Source organism: Eisenbergiella massiliensis, assembly GCF_003435485.1.
In genome coordinates this window covers 62,004-85,968 of record NZ_QVLV01000009.1, presented here as the reverse complement: position 1 = coordinate 85,968, position 23,965 = coordinate 62,004, and the positions used below count along the sequence as shown (strand labels likewise).

Annotated in this window: 19 protein-coding genes and 1 pseudogene; 4 read left to right on the top strand and 16 right to left on the bottom strand. The window is 45.6% G+C overall.

The features are described 5' to 3' along the window. Positions 1-89 precede the first annotated feature (89 nt). Complete coding sequence (gene tig, locus DXC51_RS14405; RefSeq protein ID WP_021640223.1) at positions 90-1,382, bottom strand: trigger factor; 1,293 nt, start codon at positions 1,380-1,382, stop codon at positions 90-92. A 225-nt stretch (positions 1,383-1,607) separates the two neighbouring features. Here tig and DXC51_RS14400 point away from each other — a divergent pair, with 225 nt between their 5' ends. Continuing rightward, positions 1,608-2,084, top strand: a complete 477-nt coding sequence (locus DXC51_RS14400) for a hypothetical protein (protein WP_035324364.1) — start codon at positions 1,608-1,610, stop codon at positions 2,082-2,084. Between the two features lie 195 nt (positions 2,085-2,279). On the opposite strand, the gene DXC51_RS14395 is transcribed toward DXC51_RS14400, so the two are convergent. The 15 genes from DXC51_RS14395 to ispE all read right to left on the bottom strand — a co-directional run bounded on the left by DXC51_RS14395 (position 2,280) and on the right by ispE (position 22,038). Next, positions 2,280-4,955, bottom strand: coding sequence for a family 78 glycoside hydrolase catalytic domain (locus tag DXC51_RS14395; protein ID WP_117544790.1), 2,676 nt, complete (start codon positions 4,953-4,955; stop codon positions 2,280-2,282). Positions 4,956-5,029: 74 nt separating this feature from the next. Further along, positions 5,030-6,595, bottom strand: coding sequence for an extracellular solute-binding protein (locus DXC51_RS14390; RefSeq protein ID WP_102290131.1), 1,566 nt, complete (start codon positions 6,593-6,595; stop codon positions 5,030-5,032). A 146-nt stretch (positions 6,596-6,741) separates the two neighbouring features. After that, positions 6,742-9,432, bottom strand: coding sequence for a glycosyl hydrolase (locus DXC51_RS14385; protein ID WP_117544789.1), 2,691 nt, complete (start codon positions 9,430-9,432; stop codon positions 6,742-6,744). Positions 9,433-9,537: 105 nt separating this feature from the next. Beyond that, positions 9,538-10,422 carry a carbohydrate ABC transporter permease gene (locus tag DXC51_RS14380; protein WP_025487557.1) on the bottom strand — a complete coding sequence of 295 codons (885 nt, stop codon included), beginning with the start codon at positions 10,420-10,422 and terminating at the stop codon, positions 9,538-9,540. A gap of 16 nt (positions 10,423-10,438) precedes the next feature. Further along, positions 10,439-11,359, bottom strand: a complete 921-nt coding sequence (locus DXC51_RS14375; protein ID WP_021640215.1) for an ABC transporter permease — start codon at positions 11,357-11,359, stop codon at positions 10,439-10,441. A gap of 125 nt (positions 11,360-11,484) precedes the next feature. Next, positions 11,485-12,285, bottom strand: a complete 801-nt coding sequence (locus tag DXC51_RS14370; RefSeq protein ID WP_021640214.1) for a response regulator transcription factor — start codon at positions 12,283-12,285, stop codon at positions 11,485-11,487. Then, positions 12,263-13,945: a sensor histidine kinase gene (locus DXC51_RS14365; RefSeq protein WP_102290134.1), complete on the bottom strand. Its 1,683-nt coding sequence runs from the start codon at positions 13,943-13,945 to the stop codon at positions 12,263-12,265. Before DXC51_RS14365 ends, DXC51_RS14370 begins: the two co-directional genes overlap by 23 nt. Positions 13,946-14,023: 78 nt before the next feature. Next, entirely contained in the window at positions 14,024-14,962 is a 939-nt protein-coding gene (locus DXC51_RS14360) for an alpha/beta hydrolase (protein WP_117544788.1), read from the bottom strand. Between the two features lie 242 nt (positions 14,963-15,204). Further along, the gene (locus DXC51_RS14355) at positions 15,205-17,379 is read right to left on the bottom strand and encodes an alpha-L-rhamnosidase (RefSeq protein ID WP_117544787.1); all 2,175 of its coding nucleotides are present in this window, start codon (positions 17,377-17,379) and stop codon (positions 15,205-15,207) included. A gap of 22 nt (positions 17,380-17,401) precedes the next feature. Further along, complete coding sequence (locus DXC51_RS14350) at positions 17,402-18,490, bottom strand: AraC family transcriptional regulator (RefSeq protein WP_025487560.1); 1,089 nt, start codon at positions 18,488-18,490, stop codon at positions 17,402-17,404. Positions 18,491-18,696: 206 nt separating this feature from the next. Then, entirely contained in the window at positions 18,697-19,146 is a 450-nt protein-coding gene (locus DXC51_RS14345) for a YwiB family protein (protein WP_021640207.1), read from the bottom strand. Positions 19,147-19,172: 26 nt separating this feature from the next. Next, on the bottom strand, positions 19,173-20,009 hold the full coding sequence (murI, locus tag DXC51_RS14340) for a glutamate racemase (RefSeq protein ID WP_117544845.1): 837 nt from the start codon (positions 20,007-20,009) through the stop codon (positions 19,173-19,175). A 48-nt stretch (positions 20,010-20,057) separates the two neighbouring features. After that, positions 20,058-20,384, bottom strand: coding sequence for a hypothetical protein (locus DXC51_RS14335; RefSeq protein ID WP_117544786.1), 327 nt, complete (start codon positions 20,382-20,384; stop codon positions 20,058-20,060). 56 nt (positions 20,385-20,440) lie between these two features. Further along, positions 20,441-21,124: a GntR family transcriptional regulator gene (locus DXC51_RS14330; protein ID WP_035324357.1), complete on the bottom strand. Its 684-nt coding sequence runs from the start codon at positions 21,122-21,124 to the stop codon at positions 20,441-20,443. Between the two features lie 32 nt (positions 21,125-21,156). Further along, positions 21,157-22,038 (bottom strand): 4-(cytidine 5'-diphospho)-2-C-methyl-D-erythritol kinase, encoded by an 882-nt coding sequence (gene ispE / locus DXC51_RS14325; RefSeq protein WP_117544785.1) that lies wholly within the window; start codon positions 22,036-22,038, stop codon positions 21,157-21,159. 347 nt (positions 22,039-22,385) lie between these two features. Here ispE and DXC51_RS14320 point away from each other — a divergent pair, with 347 nt between their 5' ends. From DXC51_RS14320 to DXC51_RS14310, 3 genes and pseudogenes are all read left to right on the top strand, one after another. Beyond that, complete coding sequence (locus tag DXC51_RS14320; RefSeq protein ID WP_117544784.1) at positions 22,386-22,928, top strand: Uma2 family endonuclease; 543 nt, start codon at positions 22,386-22,388, stop codon at positions 22,926-22,928. A 329-nt stretch (positions 22,929-23,257) separates the two neighbouring features. Further along, a pseudogene (locus DXC51_RS30630) lies at positions 23,258-23,359 on the top strand (Uma2 family endonuclease); the annotation flags it as partial. A gap of 26 nt (positions 23,360-23,385) precedes the next feature. After that, entirely contained in the window at positions 23,386-23,916 is a 531-nt protein-coding gene (locus DXC51_RS14310; RefSeq protein WP_330413837.1) for a GNAT family N-acetyltransferase, read from the top strand. Positions 23,917-23,965 lie beyond the last annotated feature (49 nt).

Below are 23,965 nucleotides of genomic sequence, written 5' to 3'. Positions count from 1 at the left end.
CCCCTCGTTTTCGTGTTCTTAATAAGCGGTAAGCGCGCTTTGGCTTTATTACTTTTACAGATAACTTCTTGGTACCTTCACAGTTACCTTTACTTCTTATCCGCCGCCTGTGTCCCGGCAGCGCTTTCTGTTTCCTCTGCGGCGCCGGTTTCTGTCCCGGCTGTCTCTGTTCCTTCTGTCTCAGTTTCAGCTGTCTGCGTGGCAGTTTCCGTTGTTCCCTCAGTATTCAGCTCCTGGACAGGCTCCGTATCGGTAACCACCGCATTGTCAAACAGGAAGGACAGCACCTTCTCTGTCATCATGTATTCCTTATAGCCCTTCAAATCAATGGCACTCTTATATTCTTCCACATCATCGTAGCCATAATCAGCCGCATTCTTCTGAAGCTCCGCTTCCACCTCTTCGTCCGTCACATTCAGGTCCTCCGCATCCGCAATTGCCTTCATCGCAATAATTTCACGGGCGGCCTGTGCCGCAGATTCCTGAACCTGTTCCTCGGATGAGCCTGTCGCAGCCATAAAGCTTTCCAGATCATAGCCGTACATTGCGGCATAGGAGCTCATATTCGCTTTAATTCTGTCATAATAACGGGTAACCATATCTGCCGGAGGCTCTTTGAACTCGGAATTTTCCACTACCTTAGCCAGGATATCGATCTGGGCATTGGAATCGTGGGTATTCTGCTCATCCTCCATCAGCATATCAAATACATACTGCTTGTACTCATCAACCGTGGAAAGATCCAGTTCCAGTCCTTTTACATATTCATCCGTCAGCTCCGGAAGGGATTCCGTATGGATGCTGTTAACGGTTACGGTAAACACCGCTTCCTTTCCGGCCACCTCCGCATTGGGATAGCTTTCAGGGAAGGTAACCGTAACATCCCTTGTCTCACCGATTTCGGCGCCGATAAGGCCGTCTTCAAAGCCATCAATAAAGCTGCCGGAACCGATTTCCAGATCATAGCCCTTATCCGTACCGCCTTCAAAGGCCACGCCGTCGATCTTTCCTTCATAATCAATATTGGCAAAATCGCCTGTCTGCACGGCCCTGTCCGTAACCTCTGTCGTTACCATATTGCTCTGCAGCGCATAATCAATATAGCTCTGTACATAATCATCTGTTACCGTAGGAGTCGTTTCCGTAACTTCAATCCCTTTATATTCGCCAAGGGTAACATAGTCGGCCACATTGATGCCATCCACATAGGCATCCTCTCCGTATTCCACAGCTGCAGCTGCTGTTTCGGAGCCAGTCTCCGCCGGTGCTGCGCTCTCAGTACCAGCCTGGGTGCTCTCCCCATTCTCCGCTGTTTTCCCGCATCCTGCAAGTACGGATGCCGACAGCGCCAGTACTGTCATAGTAGTTATAAATTTTTTCATGCTTTGTCTCCTCTTATATTAAACAATAGCGCGACCTGCGCCGGTTATCATTGTATCATATTTTAATCTCACATAAAACCCTTTATTACAGGAATTCACACATAATTAAGAATATTTCCAACAGTAACCAAAGGTATAAAACTGCACTTCTTGAGCCACAATCCCTTGCTTAATCCAGGAAAGTCTGCTACAATATTTTTGCATCTAACTTAAGGAGGTTTCCACGTGAGTACAGTAACAATAGTATTATTGGTGATATTGGCAGTTCTAATCGTCGGCGTTGTTGTTTTGTATTTTCTCGGCAAGAAAGCCCAGAAGAAGCAGGCCGAACAGCAGGAGCAGATCGAAGCTTACAAGCAGACCGTCTCCATGCTGATTATTGACAAGAAAAGGATGAAGCTGAAGGACGCAGGACTTCCCGCAGCCGTCATAGAACAGACTCCAAAGCTGCTGCGTGGTTCCAAGCTTCCCATCGTAAAAGCGAAGGTTGGCCCTCAGGTTATGACGCTTGTCTGTGAAGAAAGCATTTTTGAATCCGTTCCTGTAAAGAAAGAGGTAAAGGCCACTGTCAGCGGTATCTACATCACCGCAGTAAAGGGCCTGCATGGCACCACACTCGTTAAGCCCACCAAGAAAAAGAGCTGGTTTAAGCGCAAAGTGGAGAAGCTGCAGGAGAAGGCCGGAGCGAAGCCTCTGAAATAAGCCTGATAATTTGATATGGACCGTCTGTGATGACTGAAATAAATCCCCCGGGAAGCATGTGTGGAATGCATCCCGGGGGATTTTTATTTCTTATATATCTGTTCTCAGATCCGGTCCCCGATGTAAACATTACCCGTGCCGACGTTCTTTCCGGTCATATCCGGTGCTGCATCTAACCCAATATAAGCAAAAGGATTATTTCAGAGTAAATACCCATTCCCCGCTGCCGATTTCTTTTATCTCTTTATTTCCTTTGACAACAGCCTCCATGCCATGAGGGATACTCAGCCAATATTGATATCCCTCCTCTGCCTTTTCCCACCTCACTTTTATTTCTCCGAATAGAGTGTCATAAGAAAAAGAAACACAAGAAATCCTGTCTGTAACTTCCGGATATATCATTATTTTTCGGAAGCCAGGTGCCAATCTCTTTACCCCTGCAATTCTCCGGTAAATGAAGTCTGCAATACAGCCAAAGGCATAATGATTGAAGCTGTGTGTGGAGATACTTCCATCTTCACGAATCCCTTCCCAGTTTTCCCAGATTGTCGTAGCTCCCATTTTCACCTCATACAACCATGAAGGGCAGGTATCCTGATAAAGGACTTTGCAGGCTGTATCATGGAACCCCGCATCCCAGAGCACATCAAGTAAAAAGGGCGTTGAAAGGAAACCGGTTGCCAGATGATAATCTGCAGCTTTTACCAAAGCTTCCAAACGTCTTTCGAAAATTCTTTTTGTGTCGTCCTGAACCATTCCAAATGCTATCGCCATAACATACAGCCCCTGTAATTCATTCAACAGACGCTTATCCTTTGTTATATAAACTGAATGAAAAGCAAGCCTGATTTTCTCTGTCAGATCTTTATAATATGCTGCCCTGTCCTCCTTTCCCAATATCTCACTTATCTGATACATGCATTTTGCTTCTCTGAAATAAAATAACGCCGCTGTGATTTCTTTGCTGGCAGCAACTCCATCCTCGTCTGAAAATCCCGGCATCAGCCAGTCCCCCCAATGGTATCCTGTATTCCAGAGATATTTCATAAACGGCCGTTTTTTATAATCCATATAATATTGTTCAGGCATGGAATCTTCTGCACATGCAGTCACATAAGCCATCCATTTTTCCATGGCTTCGTAATTTTCTTCCAGAATATTTATATTCCCATATCCTTCATACAAATCCCTGGCTGCAAATATAATGGCATCTCCCCAGCCGGCAGAGGTCCATCCCGGATTAGGTTCACTTCTTCTATAAGCATCTGTATACGGAACGACGATAGGTATCTGGCCTCTTTTCAATTGTTCCAGCCTGCACTGTTTCAGCCACCTTCTGAAAAAGCCCTGCACCTCCTGCTGCCATATCGCCGTGCTGCAGAATATTTGTGCATCTCCGGTAAAACCCCCTCTTTCCCTTTGCGGGCAGTCTGTAGGAATGGATATCATATTTCCGCATTGGCTCCAGTAAGCATTCTGAATCAGTCTGTTTATATTACCGTCACTGCATTCAAAACAGCTGGTATCCTTTAACCCTGTTTCCAAGACAACGCTCTTACATTGCCCCGGGTTCAACTCTCCTTTCAAACCGCTTATTTTAATATAACGGTATCCCTGGAAGGAGAACTGCGGTTCATATACATAATGATCCGTTGTTACATATATGTAATCTGTCTGATCATGGAACGGGAATCTCTGTGTAATTTCAAGCAAATCCCCGGAATCCGGATTGAGAATCTCACTATGTTCTATCTTTATCAGCTGGCCGGCTTCGTTTTCCAGGGTTATTTTTTCCCGTCCTGCAAGCACCTGTCCGAAATCTGCAATAAAGCTTCCTTCACTAAATTTTGTTACTGTCCTTGCTTCCAGGACTGTTTTTACCTTAATTCCTTCATATTCCTGGGGTGTAAGAATATGTTTCGGATATGCTTTTTTAACGGTTCCATAGGGAACAAGTGACTGCCGCATATCCAGATACTCTCCCATGAACAGATCCGCATATAAAAATGGTCCCGAATAAGCCTCAAAGGTATCATCGCTGCAAAGCTTTTGCATTTTCCCATCTGCATATCCGATCTCTGCCTGCATTATCAACGCAGGCCTTTCCCCATATAAATAATTCATCCCGGGAATTCCCTGTGCGTGACCCGCGTACCATCCGTCCGCAAGAATAATATCAAAGCTGTTTTTTCCGTTTTTCAGATATGGTGTTATATCATACGTCTGATAATAAACCAGTTTATCATAAGCTGTAAAATCAGGTGCCAGCGCATAATCCCCTATCTTCGTATCATTCACTGTCAGCTGATAGAACCCAAGCGCCGTAATATAGACACGTCCGCACTCCCATCCCTCAGACAGATTCCATTCTCTGTGAAAGTACACAGGCCGCCTTAAACCCTGATCCATTTCCGGTTTTTTTATATTTTTCTTCCAAAAGCCCCGGCTTACCTCTAACGCATCCTTATAAAACTCTTCATTCGCTTCTATCCACTGTGCCTCCCAGGATTCTTGTCCCGCCATGGCAGTTTCAAAAAAAGAATAGTCACTCCAATCCAGCCACTCCGCCTTTTCCCCATGACTGATTTGCACCCGGACTCTCCAGTAATATTTTGTTTTTTCTTGAAATACGTTCTTAAGCTCCCACTGGGTTTCACCGGAATATGACTTTCCTTCATATGTCAGGTGTTCAAAATTCTCCTGTTCAGAAATCTGAACCCAGCGCTGAATTTGTTTTATGTTCTTTCCTTCTCCTGCTATTATCCATCGGAGGATACATCCCTTTACAGAGACTCCCAGAGGAGTTCTCATACCATTACAAAGCATTCCCTGTATATTCAGTTTACTTTTTTTAACCCCATCATTACTCATAGTCAATCCTCTTAATAAAAAGGAGAGATATCCTCCTTTATCCGGACGATACCTCTCCCCAGTCCCTCTCTTAGTTATTTCTGCTGAGCCAGCCACTCATCAAGCTGCTTCTGATTTTCAGTAATAATTTTGTCTATTCCGGCACTTTCCAATGCCTTGAGGAATTCCGGATAAACCGTATCAAGATCTACCGTGCCGTATTCCAGCTGTGTCAGATACTTTGCAATAACGCTCTTTACTGTAGATTGCTCCGTACTGACGGGTGTTGCATCAAATTTATATCCAAAGGCCTTAGAAGTATGGTCCAGAGATTCCTGAAGATAGGCTTCTCTTTTCTGTGTGTCCTCCGGCTGCAGAGGGGATTCCATATAATATTGGCTCTGATCACCCCAAACGCCGTATACATTTATGTAATCCCTGTCTTCCTTAAGATCGATTACCACTCCATTATCCTGAACAGTATAGTCAATCCCTTCCTCGCCATGTGTTAAAACGTTCTGAATTTCCGCATCCGTGAATAAAATATTTAAAAATTCAACTGCCTTTTCAGGATACTTTGCATTTTTAGGGACGAAAAACAGCACTCCGGTATATACATTAGTTGTCATATAGGTAGGACACATATTCAGCTGTACTACACCAAGGCCGGAATCTCTTTCCGCTGCTTCCCGGGTGCCGGGAGTACTCATATTAATATAGCTGGCTGTTTTACCGGAATTGAAAAGGGTATCGGAGCTTTCGGACGAGGTTGCTGCATCTTTTGAAATATATCCTGCCTGATACCATTTTCTCATCCATGTGAGGTATTCATAATAACTGTCTGTGGCATATAAATTTTCTACAGTTGTACTGTTTAAGGGGTCTGTCAGTACACCGCAGGATTCTCCTGAAACACCCAGATTATCATAATTCTTTACGTAAAAATAATTGGATTTTGTTCTGTTTCCCGACACTCCAAGCGCTGTATACTCCGGGAATTTCTCCGATATCTGTTTAAAGATATTATCCAGGTCTTCGTATCCTATGTATCCATCCACATCAATTCCAGTTACATCCAGTTCATCAAATACATCCTTCCGGATATAAATAGCACCTCCATTGCCGGGTGCCGAAGGAATCGTAGGAATTCCATACTGATGTCCTTTATACTGGCCTGCACTTAAGAAGTTCTTTTCCTTGTCTTTTGCCAGCATATCCTGGCCGTGGCTTTGAATTAAGTCATCCAGCTCCATAAAAGCGCCTGAATTAATCATTGCCAGATAATCCTGGAACACCGTGATCATGATATCCGTATCATTTCCATTGGCGAACCACATATTATACTTCGTCGCCTGATCTGCAAATGCTACAGGCACCAGCTCTACCTTACAGTTTATCTTTTCCATGGTCAGGTTGCTTAATGCAGTTTCTATTCTGTCAAGCCCTTCCGGCTCCGTGCCGGATGTCAAGTAAGTCATTTTAATAGTAACTGCTTCAGAAGTATCCTCTGCATTTTCACTGCCGCTGTCCACATTGTCCGTATTTTCCGCAGCTACAGAAGTATTCTGGTTCTGAGAATCTGTTCCTGATGCTGCCCCACAGCCTGCAAGCATAAACGCTGCCATTGCCGTAGCAATAAAACGTGTCATTTTTCTTTTCATAGTTCCTCCTTCAGGGATTGTCCCCCTCTTTACTGCTTTTTTATTTGTACCCCATTGCTATATATAATTATGTTCCCAAAGAACGTATACCATATAGTGCACATGGTATTGCCGGCTTACCGTTCCTTATAGGAAAATAATCAATATCATATTTCTTCTTTTTCCTGTTCTGTTCTGTAAAAACAAATCTGTGCCTTTCCAACCAGCCCTGAGGGCAGGGGTGATTTTATCATTTCCTTTTCTCTCCGGTTGGATAATCTTTTTCTTCTTTCCTTATTCAATATTTCCGTAAAATACGGCCATTCCTCTATTACCGTCCCCTGATATTCCCCCACCTCCCGGTCAGGATCCAAACATCTGTTAATCAATTGATTGCTTACATGAACCCTTATTTCATTTTTCCCCAAATGAAGATACTCTTTTATACTCATTTGATAAGGCCTTTGTATCCATTGCCCCGCAGACGTATCATTCACAAATACCTCTGCAGCACAGCCTGCCTTATCCACTTGAAAGACAATTTCATCAGAAGCCATATCTGGCTCCGTCAGATAAACCGATTTCCGATAAATTACTTCTCCTGAATAATATTTTAATTCCTCAATCTGTTCAAAGCCCTTCAGTTCTTCAACATCTTTAAAATAATCCTTCTCCGGAACCTCAAGCCGCCATCCTTCCTTTAAGTCAATTACACCATTTTCCTTCCAGATCCGCTTATCCGTTTCGGGTTTCGGAAGGCTTTGATCAAATACAAGAAGATATGCCTGACCCTGGTTAAAATGCAGTTCAATTTCCGTGCCGCTTTCCTTTCTTGTATAAGCTAATGGAAGAATCTCTTTTCCTTCCATAGGATCCAAAATACAAAAAGCTCTGTTTTCCTGATATATTGTCAGTTTTGTATTATATTCTTCAAGGGACATATTTGCTGTAAAATAAATATCTGCATTCTTGTCTTTCCTGTGAACATATCCTATGGATTCCTTACCTGTCCCTACTTTAAGATCCGGACATACCCTCTGCTTCAATATATTGAGTAGCGCATCTTTTTTATTTTCCGCAAATATCAAATTACCCTGCCGGTGCATCTCTTCAAACAGCGTGGATACTATTTTATCTTTTTCATCCTTCTGAAGCAGGCCGCATCCCTGGGATGGGAGCCGCCCTGCACATATCACCAGGTTCCCATGCATTGCAAAGCTTTGGATACTTTCCGCAGTTTTTACAGGCATTCTGTCCGTCTCCATAAGAATCAGGGTCTCATACGAGTACTCCTCCCACCGGCCCAAAACATCGTCATTCACATAATCGAACCAGTATCCCTCCCTTGCAATGCCGTCGATAACAGAGGTTTCCAGGCGTTCCTCCAGCTTCATGCACATATGTATATCGCCCAGCGGATTTTCCGCCCAGATGTCATGCTGCGGAAGATAAATACATATTCTGGAAACAGGTTCTCCCCGCTGAAGGAAATCGCAGACTCTGTTAATATAGCGTCCTATATTTTTATAATATTTCCACCAGGTATTGGTGTGGCATATATGTGATGAAGCATAAAAAGCCATCGGTTCGCCGTCTTTTTGCGAATAGGTATAACCATGGTTTACTATCTGGTTCATCCCGTCCACAAATATACTGTCGGCGGCAATCTTAATTTGCTCCGGTGTTTCCGTAAACCGCGGGAAACGAAGCCAGGTAAAAGATTCATTAGATATAATATGTCTGTGATATACATGACCAGCCGAGCTTGCCAGCCTTCTGTGTACCGTATTGACACTGTATTTATCCCATTCTGAAAAGGTTTCCCCTTCCGGTATATCAGCTGCGCCGTAAGCCTGCAGAATATCTCCCCAGGTACCGTGCGCCTGGATTCTTGAAGTTGACCCCATTTCATGGCACCACTCTGTCATAACACTGAAAAAATTCTCAATTGTCAGCTCGGACATGGTTTTATGGAAGTCATATCGTATTTCTTCCGTCATTCCCTTCACTTTTCCCCACAGTGCATATATATAAGGCTTAAGAGAATATCCCCTCCTCTTTTCAAACTCGTCATAAATTTTTCCGGTCCAATTATGTCCGAAAAGCTCAAGCGAGTCACAGAAAAAGGATTGAACCATTCCCCTGCCAAGCCTTTCCACCAACGGAGTCCCTGCCTGTGCAAAGAAAAATCTGGATGCTTCCGCATCATTATGATCAATTACATACCCCTGTGCTCCCCTGGAAGGCATTAACACATGTTCCCGGAATTGTCCTGCCAGAAAAATAACTATCTTATAGTTTCCCTCCGGTACCTCCAGATTTTTCAACTGTGTCCCCCAGGGCCAGCTGAACAATAGTTTTTCTTCCAGCAACGATGAAATATCCTGAATGGTTTCCGGAAGCATCTCACTGTCTTCCATCCGTCCCATAATTCCTCCCACGATTTCACCCGCCATCCGGTTTGTAAAATCGTAGCTGAAAACTGAAGGGCCTCTGACATCAATCGCATAAGGGTATACGACCGGCGCACTTTTTACAAAAGGTACGAACGGGCCGCCAAAAGGCCATGAGGATCCTAATGTAAGATCCATTGTCATTCCCCGTTTATGTACCTCTTCACCCGTAAACTTCAGTATATCAAAAAATTCCGGGGAGAAATATTCCAGATTTTCCCTGCTTCCTGCTTCCAGGGCATACAGTATCTGGATCTCCACGCCGCCTATTCCGGCCTCCTGCATCTGATCCAATTGATAAGAAATATTATCTTTGTCCACCCGGCAGCCATACCACCACCATCTGGTTTTTCCCCTTGCTGCTGCAGCCGGCTGTCGCAGCTGCTCCAGATACGTCCTTTCCATTTTTCCCCCCGTCTGTACGATAAAGCCTGCACAGGCAGTCCGCAAAAGTAAAGCGGACTTAAATATCCTGGAAGAACTTTTCGCCTTAAAAAAAATATTTATGCGTTAACCTTTAACCGCGCCAATTGTGATTCCTTTTACAAAATACTTCTGGAAAAACGGATAAATACATAACATGGGAAGTATCCCTACTACTGCAATCGCCATACGCGCCGTCAATGCAGGAATATCCGATTTATTTATGGACAGGCCGGATCCGGCAATTGAGGTAAGCGCCGTTATATTATTGTTTATGGCATTCAATACATTTTGGATGCTGTAAAGCGAAGTATCATCCAGGTAATACAGCCCATTCGTCCAGTTATTCCAATATCCAAGCGCTGTCATCAACCCGATTGTCGCCATAATCGGTTTTGATAATGGAAGTACAATCAAGCGGAAAATCTGCATTTCTCCCGCCCCATCCAGCTTAGCACTCTCCAACAGAGATTCCGGTATGCTGGTAAAAAAATAGTTTCTCATAAGCATAACATTAAAAGCATTTACAAGAAGTGAAGGAATTATCAGCGCCCAAATCGTATTGGCAATGTGCAGATATTTGGTATAGATTAAATAAGTGGGAACTAAACCTCCATGAAAAAGCATTGTAAATACCACAAAGAAATCAAAAAATCTTTTTCCCGGAATATCCTTTGTCAGCCCGTACCCAAGCAAAGCCGTAATAACCAGCCCCGCGCCGGTACCGATAACGGTTGTAAATATCGTTATGGCATATGCCCTGAAAATCATATTCCGCTGACGCATAATATAGACATATGCATCCATGCTGAATACTTTAGGAATAAAATTAAAGCCGTAATTCAGCGCTGCTTTCTCTTCTGTCAGTGACGCGGAAATCAACAAAACAAATGGAAGAACAGCAAATATGCTTAACAAAATCATTACTATATGTGCAATTATACGAATTCTAACCTCACTTTTTCCTACCATAACCATTCTCTCCCAATTAAAATAATGCACTTTCTTTACTGTATTTACGCACAATTGCATTAGCTATAACTACAAGGACAAAGCCTACTATTGATTGATAGAAACCGGCAGCAGCAGAAAGCGCTATATTACCCTGCTGCATCAAAGCATTATATACATATGTATCAATCGTCTGGGTCACATCAAACAAAGCCCCTGAGTTTCTGGGAACCTGGTAAAACAGGCCAAAATCTGAATAAAAAATCCCGCCTATATTCATGATGATCAAGGTAATGATTGTAGGCTTTAAAAGCGGAAGCGTAATATTGGTAATCTGTTTCCACTTCCTTGCACCGTCTATTTTCGCAGCCTCATAATATTCCTTATTGATTCCCACAATACTTGCCAGGTAAATTACCATGGAAAATCCTACGCTCTTCCATAAATTTACGATTATAAGAATAAACGGCCAGTACTTTTTTTCCTGATACCACACTATCGGTTCTATACCCAGCGCTTTGAAAATCACCTGATTAATCAGTCCCGTCTCCGAACTGAGCATCGCATAAATAAGGTAGCTGCCAATCACCCAGGATATCATATAAGGTAATAATATAAGTGTCTGATATACCTTTACTGAAAACTTGGATGTTATCTCGTTCAGAAGTATGGCCACGGCAATTGCGGCTATTGTTCCCAGGATAATAAATGCCAGGTTATACAGAATGGTATTGCGGGTCATAATCCATGCCTCGGAGGAAGCAAACAGATACCTGAAGTTGTCAAACCCCACCCAGTCGCTTCTCAAAATTCCCTTATTCCAGTCAATTTTCTTAAAAGCGATAACCAGACCAAACATCGGAGCATAATTGTTAATCAGCAGATAGATTATGCCCGGCAGCATCATTACATAAATCGGGATCGCATTTTTCCAGTTCATATGCCTTTTCTTTTTCATAAGCACCCATCCGTTCCAATTTTAATTCAAAAAATAAAGCTGTCATTTTGGCCTTACCTCAATGACAACTTTATTATAAAAATTTTTGAAGAATAAAAAAAGAAAATATCCGAACACAAATAGCACTAATCCGCACTCTCTTTTTCCTTCAATGCCTGCCCATATTCCCGGGGCGTCATACCATACTTTTTTTTGAATATTTTGGTAAAATAACTGTAATTGTCGTATCCGCATTCATAGGCCACTCTTGCAATGGAAAGACGCCCTTCCTTCAAAAGCTCCCTGGCAAGGAACATCCTTTCCTCCAGTATGAAATCCCCGATTCCAATCCCCTCTTCCTTCTTAAATAATCTGGACAGATAATCTGCAGAAAGGAAGAATTTTTTTGCAAGGAATTCGATCCTCAGTTCTTCCTGAAGATTTGCCGTAATATACGACTTCACCTGTTTGACAATCTCCTCCCTGGAAGCCGGGCCTTCCTGTACCTCGCCTTCCCTGATAATCTGTTTCATCCATTCCCTTCCGAATGCCTGATATTTGTCATTCTCCCAGTTACGGTTTATCTCTTTTGCTATATGAAGCAGTTTTTCCTCCAGCTCTTCATAAACCATCGGCTTTACAATATAATCCTTGCAGTCAAGCGCTATTGCCCGTCTTGCATAATCAAATTCTTCATGACACGTCATAATAATACGCACTGTTTTCGGATACTGCATCCTAATCCATTCCAATAGATCCAAACCGGAGCCGTCAGGCATTTCAATATCACACAAAACAATATCAATCGTATCCTGGTAAAACAGCTTCTTGCTCTCTTCAATGGATGTCGCCTGATAAACAGTCTGAAAACACAGATTTTCCCACCGGACTCCTGCCATAATTCCATTGATTATTTCTATTTCATCATCTATTATCAACAGATTCATCTTTCATTTCCTTTCCATCCTCTCCCGCAAAATGACAGGGAAACTCCATCCATACCTGAGTTCCTTCACCTTTTTGTGAAGTAATATGAAAATGTGCGTCCTGTCCGTAAAAGCTCCGCAGCCTTTTCACACAATTCCATATTCCCACATGCCTTCCGCGGCTGTCACAGATAATCTGTCCCTGAGATATCTGTTCCAGCAGTTCTTCATCAATACCCCTTCCGCTGTCACATATTGAAATCCGCAGAGTGGAATCATTTTTTTTAATAATTACAAGAATTTCTATCTCTTCTCCGGGCACCAATGCATATTTTGTACTGTTTTCCACAAAATTCTGTATAATCAGAGGCGGAATCATTTCCTCCATCAGCTCTTCATCCACATCAAACATAATATAAAAGGCATTTGGATACCGTATTTTCTGTACCTTACTATATACCTTAATAAAATCAATCTCCGACTGTATCGTTACAAATTCCGAAGTATTCCGCAGCGCATATCGGAAGTATTTCGACAAGTTTAAAGAAAATTCCCGAATTTCTGCTATTTTATTATTCATTGTGAGGCTATAGATAGTATTCAGCGAATTTAATAACAAATGCGGATTTATCTGCAGCTTTAAATTAATCAGCTGTTCTTTTTCTTTTTCCAGCTTTAATTCATATGCTTCAATTTTCAAATCCTTACTGTAATTAAGCACGCTGTTAAAAGCCTGTTCAATTTCACTGAATTCCTGTGTTTTTGAAAAGTGCTGAATCCGGTATTCTGTATTTCCCTTAAGGATTTCCTGCATAGCACAGGAAATCCCTTTCATAGGTATCAAAAAGAGCTTTCTCAAAAGAAGCATAAAAATTGGAAGCAGCACCAGCATTAAAATAGAGCAGTACAGAATAAATCTGTCCCTTATGGAAATTCTGCCCGACATACTGTTTTTGGGCAGATAAAGCTCTAATCTGACATCCACATGGGAAAATCCAGCTTCAAGCTTCGTATATTGTGAAAAATCATTATCCTTATATCCCTTATCCGATAAATTGATGCGCTTTCCATTTCCCGGCAGATAAACCGCCAGAATATCCTGCGTCTCCACATTATTGCTGAATTGTTCCCATAATTCGTTCAGCTGAAGAATATATCCAATCTCAACAAACTGATTACTGTAAGATTTCAACAGATACTGTGTCTTTCCATGCTCAATAATATCAGGCCTGGCGAAATTATCTTTCCGCATCAGTTGTTCCTCCAGATATTCCTGCGCATCCAATGGAATTTTATCAAGCTGTTTCACGATATAAATATCTTCATTATGCGGAATCCTCACATAAAAACCCGCTGCTAATGGAAAATACTTCAGCAGATTATCCAGTTCGTCCCTGAGCCAGATCCTTGCCTGCTGATACCTGGAATCCTTTTCGTTAAGACGAAGCGCAGAATAAGTATTATCCGCATAAAGGATAAGCTGAATATAATTTTCAATCGCTTCAAGGCTCGTATCATACTGCTTTACCAGCATTTTCATGCTGTTCTGTTTGACATTAACCACCTGCTCCTGTGCTTCCTTCATATTGACTCTGCTTGCAGCCAGGGACAATGCAAGGGCGGGCAGGCTAATCAGGAAAAACAGCAGAACAATCTGAAATTTTAATGTATACCGTCTCATTTCCCCTCATTTCCGGGACAGCATCTTGCTGTTGCAGTAATTTTACCCCAATCCCAATAAAACATCCGGTCAGTATAATTATATATATTTCCGCAGAAATCCCTCCACCGCATCCAACGCTTCATCGCAGTTGAATCCCATAAACCCGTGATTGGCGCCTGCCAGCTTGATGAATTCCACATTTTTCCCCAGTTCCTTCATTCTTTCGTACAGTCTGCAGCTCTGGTTAAAGGGCACCAGCATGTCGCTTCCGCCATGCATGATAAGCAGGGGCGGCGTATCCTTTTCCCGGGAAAGATAATTCATGGGAACCGTGGCATCGGCCAGCTCCGGGTTTTCCAGGACATTTTTGCGGCCGATGACAAAGCCCTCCGGGCTGTCTGCCTGTGTGTGATCCATGGAGCTGGGGTAATAATTCATTTTTGCGATGTCCGTGGGACCGTACCAGTCCACAATGCATTTTACGGCCGCAGACTGTTCACGGTAGGCATCCATGTCCGGTTCCCCGTCTCCTGTAAAGCCTGCCATCAACGCGGTATGGCCACCGCTGGAATCTCCCCACAGAGCGGTCCTGTCCGCATCCACGCGATATTTACCTGCATTGATTTTCATGTAACGGATAGCGGCCTTTGTATCCTGGACCTGCGCCGGAAAGGGGGCGATATCACTGGGCCGGTATTCCACAATGGCTACGGCAAAGCCCCGCTGCGCCATCCGGATCAGATTTGGAAGATGATCAAAAACGTCCTGTTTATGCCAGGCGGATCCCTGCACAAACATAATCAGCGGCCATTTTCTATCCGGCTCCTGCCCTGATTTGGGCACCATGATCTGGAGATGCAGGTTAATGCCTCCCCTGTTGGCATACACCACATTCGGAAGAAATTCCACCCCAAAACCATAGGCGTCCTTCCAGGCCACTGTTTTAACTCCCTCCGGCAGCTCCTCCGATTCCGGGAACTGCTCCGGCGGCACCTGAAGCGGCGGTATTAATTTCAATCCTTCCAAGTCACTCATATTGTAATCCTCCTGTCTGTTTCCTGCCTGTCCGTAACAATACGGGATTTTTGCGTTCTTCTGTTATTGTATCACAGATCCCTCCGGCTGTTTCCTCCTTTTCCCGTCCCCATAAAAAATCAGGCCTCCCCATTGACCAAAAACAGGGCCTCCGGACCCGGGATTGCAGTATGCACTCCCGGCCCGGCAGCCCTGACGACATTTTTACGATAAGTCTCCTGTTTCAGGCTTTTCTTACTTTATCAGGCAATTTCAGAGTAAAAAATATAATCTCCTGCCCCCACCTCTATCGTCTCTCCGGCAATTACTATCTCGGCGGGTGACGGTGTGGTTATTTCATAGCGGATTCTGCCTTCCTCCTGCTTCCAGAGGGAACGGACGGTTCCTTTCCTTGTTTCAATGGAAGCTTCCAGCCAGTCCAGCCTGCTGTCGGGCTGGGGGGCTATTTTTACCCTGGCAAAGCCCGGCGCATCCTCCACCGTCTGAATTCCTGCCGCCGCCTCGTATACCCAGTCGGCTACCGCGCCGTATGCGTAGTGATTGAAGGAGTTCATATCCGTGCTCCAGAAGTCCCCGTTTTCCATGATGCCGTCCCAATGCTCCCAGACGGTAGTGGCCCCTTTTGTAACAGGATAGAGCCAGGAAGGATATTCCGTGCGCAAAAGCAAGGTATAGGCAAGCTCCGTATGTCCGTAGCTGCTCAGTACGTGAAGCAGATAGGGGGTTCCCACAAAACCAGTCTGCAGCTTGCTTCCGCAGGCTTTTATCATCTCCGCCAACGCATCTGCGGTTTTCTGAGGATCCTCGGCAAGCCCGAAATGCACGGCAAGGACATGTTCTGTCTGCGTCCGGTAATCTGTGAAGGTTTTGCGGAAGGTATCCACGATCCCCTGGTACAGCCTCTCATACTCACTTATATCCTCTCCCAGCACCCTGCCGGCCTTTACCACAAGGGAGGTGGAATAGGCATAGAAGGCAGAGGCTATAAAATCCGCCCTGCTAGATCCCTTATAGCTCCCCACAGGCGCGTCCAGGCCGAGCCAGTCCTCATAATGCTCCCCGCCGGTCCAAAGGTACGGATCCTTTGTGCTATTGGTAATGAAGCCGATATATTTTTTCATACAGTCAAACTGCTGTCTGAGGATTTCCTTATCCCCGTAGGTCAGATATATCTGCCAGGGGCAGATGGCAGCGGCGTCATCCCAGGCAGCGCTGCCGCTTCCCACATAAAGGGTGGGGACCACATGGCCTATTGAGCCGTCCGGACGCTGATCCGCAGCCATGTCCGCCAGCCACTTGGTAAAGAACCGGTCCACATCAAAATTATAGCTTGCTGTCTTGACAAAAGCCTGCGCGTCTCCCGTCCATCCCATGCGTTCGTCACGCTGCGGGCAGTCCGTGGGCACATCCAGGAAATTGCCCTTCTGTCCCCAGATAATATTGCTGAACAGTTGGTTCAGAAGCGGATTGGAGGAACGGAGACGGCCGGTGCGCTTCATGTCGGAATGAACCGCCACCGCATAGAACTGATCTGCACAGGGAGTCCCCGGGAACTGATCCAGCCTGATATAACGGAATCCGAAAAATGTCATTTTAGGCTTATAGGTCTGCACCCCGTCGCAGCAGGTATAATAAATCTTGGATTTGGCGGAGCGGTAGTTGGCATTATAGAAGTTACCGTCCTTATCCAGCACCTCCCCGTGGGAAATTTCCACCTTTTCCCCAGCCTTTGCGTCTAGCGTAAACTGTATGTAGCCTGTTACCTCCTGGCCGAAGTCCACCACGACCTCTCCATTCGGCGCGGTAAAGCAGCGCGCTGCCTTCACATATTCGTGCTCTGTTATTTTTTCGCCTTGCTGGGGGATCAGATTGCCGGTTGTCCGCTCAAGAAGCACCACAGGCTGATAATCTGAAACTTCAAAGCTGGCGTCATAGACCTCACCATCGTAGATTTCGCTGAACCGGATCCTGCTTTCGGCAGCCTGCCATGTCTCATCCGTGGGAATCACAGCGGTTGTTGTATCCGTAAAGGTAATTTTGAGTTCCGCAATCAGGCCTGCGGGAATTGCCGCCCGCTGCGCTTTCCCCTCTTCCGTAATCCAGCCGGGAACAGGGCTTCTGTACCAGCCCTTTCCTACCGTGATTTCCAGGCGGTTCCTGTCTTCCACCAGTTCCGTGATATCATAGCACTGATACTGATGCCTCGTTTCATAAGAAGTCCAGCCGGGAGCGAGCACATAGTCCCCAACGCGCTTTCCGTTCAGCTGTGCTTCATAGACCCCCATTGCAGTTACCTGAAGCTGCACCGATTCGATTTCCTTCCCCGGAAAATCCCCTTTGTTAAATTCCCTGGCAAACACAGGGCAGACATCCCCCATACTCTGCGCAGGTCCAATCCATTTTCCCTTCCATTCCATAAGTAATCCTCTCCTTTTCTTTTTACAGGCTGACCCTGTTTCTCTTGTTTCTGTATTGCTGCGGCGTACATCCAAAGCTTTCCTTGAAATTTCTGTAAAAGCAGCTGATATCGGAATAGCCTATCGCCTCTGCCACCTCTTCCATATTGCAGGTGGAATTCTCTATCATATTGGCCGCCTGCTTCATCCGGAATTCCTTTAACAGAAAACGGAAGGTTTTTCCCGTTTCCCTGCGGATATAACGGCTCAGGTAGCCCTCGCTTTTTCCAAAATGCTTTGCCACCGAGGTGAGCGTAACCGTGGTATAGTTCTCGCGGATGTACCGGATCATCACCGGCAGGACCGCCTCACTGGCGCTGATGCTGCCCACCTCCTCCATCTTCTGCTGATGCGCCTTCAGCGTCCAGCCAAACAGCAGCATTACGTATCCCTTCATCATAAGATTGCCTCCGGCAGGCGCGCTTTTCCGGCAGAAAAGCCCCTCCCCGCACATGTCCAGGACTATGCTGCGCAGCCGTTCATCCTTTCCGCAGCGCACCACCAGCGCCCGGTTGCTTCCCTTGCTGTAGAGCATCTGCCAGAAAAAGTCGGATATACTGTCATTTTCCAGAAGCAGGCTGTAAAAGGAATCCCCGAAGGTGCTCCTTTTCAGGATAATATTCACGGTAACCGCGTCCTCCTCACCGGTAAAAACTGCCTGGTTCATCTCCGGCGGGATAATGACAAAATCCCCCTCGTTCAGCACGGTTTCCCTGTCCTGGGTTTTATCCTGCACAAAAAAGCGGCAGCCTCCGCGAAGGGCGTACACAATTTTGATAAATTTCAGATTATGGTAAAAGGGCGGCGCATATCGGTCATGTAAAATAACCGCCGCTTCGATGCTCTCATTTTCAAAGCAATCCTGTTCGGTGAGGAGATTCCCCATAAAAACAGGCGGCTCTTCTCCAAGCGCATAGCCGCTGTGGTCCGTTGCCCGGAACCGCTCCTTGAATTCCTCCCAGTTCCAAACCACATTCCGAAAGGCTTCCGGATTGGCAAGGTAGATTTCTCTGCAGCTTTTTTCGTAATCCCGGAGGGGAATCAGCATTTCTTCTATTTCCTCATGATTCATGGACATGTTTTCCTTTTCAGTGGTATATGGAGACGGAATATTCCCTTAATACCGGGCTTTTTCTCATCATAAACGTTTTGTCATAAAAAGTCACTATCCTTTCCGGCTGTCTTTTTATGACCTTTCCTTCCATGCAAAAAAAGCCACTGCAGAAACCTGTTTGGCGCTTCTGCAATGGCATCTTTTTATGTTCCCGTCCGTTCGCTTCAGGAGAGCAGGTTGATTCCTTCCCCGTCCTTCGGCCGGATATGCATTTCTATCCTGCAGTCAGCCAGGTACTCGTAATTGACCTCCAGCGCATAGTCCACATTGACGCTGATTTCCTTTTCTTCCTCCGTAAACGTAACCCTGCTGGTGTCCAGGCCGATGAGGATGCTTCCATAGGGAGTGAGATAGCTGGTCATGTTTTTCTTGTTTTCTTCAAAAACCATATATACATTGACCGTTCCCCGTTTGGTCAGGTTCATCTCATGTTCTTTAAACTTGATGATATTTCTAGTCGGCTCGTCACAGCCCTCCATAAGCTCATCATATATGATATAGTGCGTATCATTTTTTTTATAATACTGGCCCCACTGGATTGTTTCAATTTCTTCACTGTCCATTTCCTGGTCGAACTGAAGCCCTCTGATGGAAACCATTACTTCCTTTGTCATATTTATTCCAGACCTCCCGTCTGTTGTCAGTATTCTTCTATGTTAATGGTTTTAGCCGACAGGATGCCGTACTTGATGATGGAATTGGCAAATGTTTTGAACTTATCCGCACCATCGCTCACATAAAATTTATACTTATTGTCTCCCAGCGCCGGTGCCTGGGGGTTAAGCAGGTCATGCTCCGCCAGCAGCCGTTTCAGCTCAATGGCGGTTTCATAGGCCGGATTGACCAGTGTTACCTTATCTCCCATAATCCTGCCTACTGTGGAACGGATCAGGGGATAATGAGTGCAGCCCAGGATCAGTGTATCTATGCCGATATCTATCAGTTCCGTCAAATATCTGGAGGCGATTTCATCCGTTACCGGATCCTGCCACAGCCCTTCCTCCACAAGGGGGCAGAACAGCGGGCAGGCCTTTCCAATGACACGTGCATCCGGATTGATATTATGTATGTACTCCGTGTAAATCTGGCTGCCTATTGTTCCCTCTGTGCCGATAACGCCGATTTTGCCATTTTGCGTTACCTCGGCCGCAACCTTGGCTCCCGGCTTTACCACGCCGATGATAGGCATCTGTATTTCCTTCTCCAGACTGTCAAGCGCATAGGCGCTCGCCGTATTGCAGGCCACCACTATAGCCTTCACATCCTGAGTTTCCAGGAAACGTACTATCTGTCTGGAATATCTGGTAATGGTATCCTTTGATTTACTGCCATAAGGCAGCCTTGCTGTATCGCCGAAATATACTATTTTTTCATTGGGCATCTGGCGCATAATCTCCCGTGCCACCGTAAGGCCGCCCACACCGGAATCAAATACCCCGATGGGCGCATGCTGCAGCTGTTTTATATTCTGTGCCATTCCTTCCTCGATTCCGCCGTTCATCACGGCTTTTTACGATGATGGAGTTCACCTGACGGCCTTTGCCTCGCTCATTTTTCCGTTCACCGCAGCCGCGGACGTTTCCTTCTGCGCTTGCGTCTGTTTGACGGCCTCATCCGCTTTTTCCGGCATGAGCTTTTCCATAAAGCTGAATCGGATCGTTACCTCGCCCTCTCCCGCTTCCAGAATTTCATAATAATCCGCCACGTTTCCATCGGCTTCCACAGGCGTTCCATCCTCTATTTTCTGATAGGCATCCGTGGCAAAGGTGAATTCCGGATAAAAAACACTCCAAAAGCTGAATGCTATCAGCCCTGCCGCCGCAATGTCCCTGATAATTTCTTTATATTTCATGCTGTCACTTTCCTCCGGTCCGTTATATTGGAAAGTATTGACAGCATCACGGCATCCTATACCCTGGAGGATCCTTTATATTGCTGGATCTGGTTCATGATGGACTGCTCCTGGTTATAAATATGCATTTTAATAGCCCGCGCACCCGCATCCTTGTCCCGGCTGCTGATGCATCTGTAAATCTCTTCGTGTTCCTCAATAAGCCTTACATGCTGGCTCACATCCTTGATGTATTCCAGGCGGTATCGGTACATCTGCTGGGAAAGGTTTCCCACCATCTGGGCCAGCTTTTCATTCCGGCTCCCCTGTACAATAATATCGTGAAGCGCAACGTCGGCTTCCGCTATCTTTACTGCGTCCTGGGTCCTGGTGACCTGTGCAAACCGGTCGCAGGCCTCTCTGAGCGCACGGATTTCTTCTTCCGAAATCCGTTCACAGGCAAGCTCCATTGCCAGCGCGTCCAGCGCCTGGCGCACCTCCAGTACATCCCGCAGGCCCTTGGCGGTTATCTGCGCCACCTCGGCGCCGCGTCTGGGTATCATGGTAACCAGGCCCTCAAGCTCCAGCTTGCGGATAGCTTCCCTGATAGGCGTACGGCTTACGCCCAGCTTATTGGCCAGATGGATTTCCATCAGCCTTTCTCCGGGCTTCATTTCTCCCTTCAGAATGCTTTCTCTGAGGGTATTGAATACAACGTCCCTTAACGGCAGGTAATCGTTTGTGTTTTCTTCTATCTTCATCACTGCTCCTGTCTGCGCATGGCGCGCATGCATCATTTGGCCAGACACGTTTTATCGGTAAAGGATGTCAGATACACCTGCTTTGCCAGCCCGGACCTTTTCAGGGCCTCATAAGCCGCAGATGCCTCCGCCTTCCTGTCATACAGTGCAAAAACCGTGGGGCCGCTTCCGCTCATCAGGGCGCCCAGCGCTCCCCTGTCCCTGAGGAACTGTTTGATCTGCGCAATCACCGGGTATTCCTTCTCCGTCACGGTTTCCAGCACATTTTCCAGCCGGTCCGCCACGCCGCGGATGCTTCCGGCGCGGATGCTGTCAATTATCCCGTCAATATCCGGATGCTTTTCCAGCTTATCCGCCTGCAGATGCTCATATACAAACTTCGTAGACACATAAATGGGCGGCTTGGCTATAATACAGAAGCAGTCAGGGGCCGGCGGCAGAGCCGTCAGTATCTCCCCGATACCTTCCGAAAGCGCGGTTCCTCCCTGGATACAGTAAGGAACATCTGCGCCGATTTGCACCGCCAGGCTCTGCATTCTCTCAAGGGTCATCCCCAGCCCGAACAGCTCATTCATCCCCACAAAAACCGCGGCGGCATCCGTGCTTCCGCCGGCCATGCCGGCCGCCATGGGTATTTTCTTCTTCAGGTGCACGTTCAGCCCTTCCCGGATCCCGTACTCCTTCCTGATTAGCTCCGCTGTCTTCACCACCAGGTTATGCCCGTCTGTGGGAAGCGCGCGCATATTCGTGGTCAGAAGGACAGAAGTCTCCTTCTGCCTGCGGAAGCTGAGTTCATCATACAGGCCCACGGTCTGCATGATCATACGTACCTCATGATAGCCGTCTTCCCTGCGTCTTATGACATCCAGGCCGAGATTGATCTTGGCCATCGCTTTTAATGTAATTGATTCCATAATTTTCTTCTCCGTCCGGATTGTATACACTGATTGTACTTAAGTATATACAATTAGGGCTGGTTCGTCAATGTTTATCTTTTACCGGCCCGAGCCTGCAAAGCCGCATAAATACTGGGAATAAAGTACATTTGACAGTTCGTCTTAGTTTATGATATTTTATCTCGGTTTATTCCGGTTTGATAAAGGAGTCCAAAGGAGAAACCGTCAATGGTTATATAAAAAAAGCCATTGATGAACGAATGGAACGTGACAACAGAGCATCCCAGGAATAGTTCTTCACTACTCACCCATACTATGGATATTCACAAACCGAATATCCTTCTATCATGAAAGGAAATGACTTTATGTCGTTACCAAGGGAACGGATTTATACTATTGATGATATTTACGCTCTGCCGGATGGAGAACGCGCTGAACTGATTGACGGTCAGATTTATTACATGGCCCCTCACAGCCGGAGACATCAGGATATCATTGGAGAACTCTTTGCAACCATTCGGGATTATATTCACGGCAACAATGGTTCCTATCGGGCTTATATCTCCCCATTTGCCGTATTCCTGAATGAGAACGACAGAAACTATGTCGAACCGGATATCAGTGTTATTTGTGACCAAAATAAACTGAATGACAAGGGCTGTGTTGGTGCTCCCGACTGGATAATAGAAATCGTTTCTCCCAGCAGCAGGCCAATGGATTATAACAAAAAGCTATTCAAATATCGCACCGCCGGTGTTCGGGAATATTGGATTGTTGACCATGAAAAAGACCGTATCACTGTTTACCATTTTGAAGCGGACGATATGAATGAATATTCCTTCACGGATAATGTGCCTGTAGGAATTTATCCTGGCTTTTCCATCAATCTGTCAAAACTGAATATCTGACCTCACACCTACTGCCGCCAGATTATTTCTGAATGGCAGCAGTTTTTTGCACACCCTAATCTTACTATTTATTTCATAGAAATAACATTAAATATATGCTATGATAATATCGCACGGTGAAAAAGTTCTTTACATAAAAATCTCCATTCCGCCGCCTTTTAGTTGGCGGCACAAATGCCTTTTCAGACAGCTTGTGAACGTGCGCCATTTTTGTCTGCCATCTACTTTCTTTCACACTAAACCTCCCTGGCAGAATGATGTTGAAAACATTCCTTTATTTGAACAACGAAAAGAATATCTTTATGAATACCAACAACATACATGACTTTATGCCGTTACCTGGGGAACGATTTTATACCATGGATGCATTTTACGCTATGCCGGAGGGAGAACGGGCAGAACTCATTAACGGCCAGCCTTACCGGACGGCTGCCCAGTATTACAAAGGATAACATATATGATGAATATAATAATTGAAAAAGCCCAAGAAAGCGATATTGATGCGCTTTCCCGGTTTTATGATGAAGTAAATGATTACCTTGCATCCCATATCAACTATCCCGAATGGAAACGTGGGATTTATCCGGCCAGGGATACGGCTGAAAACGCCGTACTGGAGGGCACTGCCTATGCCGCCAGGGAAAACGGACGTATTATCGGTTCTTTCATCCTGCGCCAGGTGCCGGAAAATGGTTATGAAAAGGCGGACTGGCATTTTCCTTCCGATTATGACAATATTATCGTTGTCTATACGCTGGCGGTGCACCCGGATTATTCCGGAAAGGGCGTGGGAAGGCAGCTGGTGCATTTCGTCGTCGATTATGGGCGGAAAAATGGCATGAAGGCCGTGCGCCTGGATGTTTATGAAAAAAATGAGCCGGCAATCCGTCTGTACCAGAAATGCGGTTTCCAGTATATTGATACTGTGGATTTGGGGTATGGGAAGTACGGGCTGGACAGGTTTGCACTGTTTCAGAAGCTTTTATGAAAAATAAGCACTGTCCTGGGCACTGCAAAAGGAAACCCGCCGTTATGTT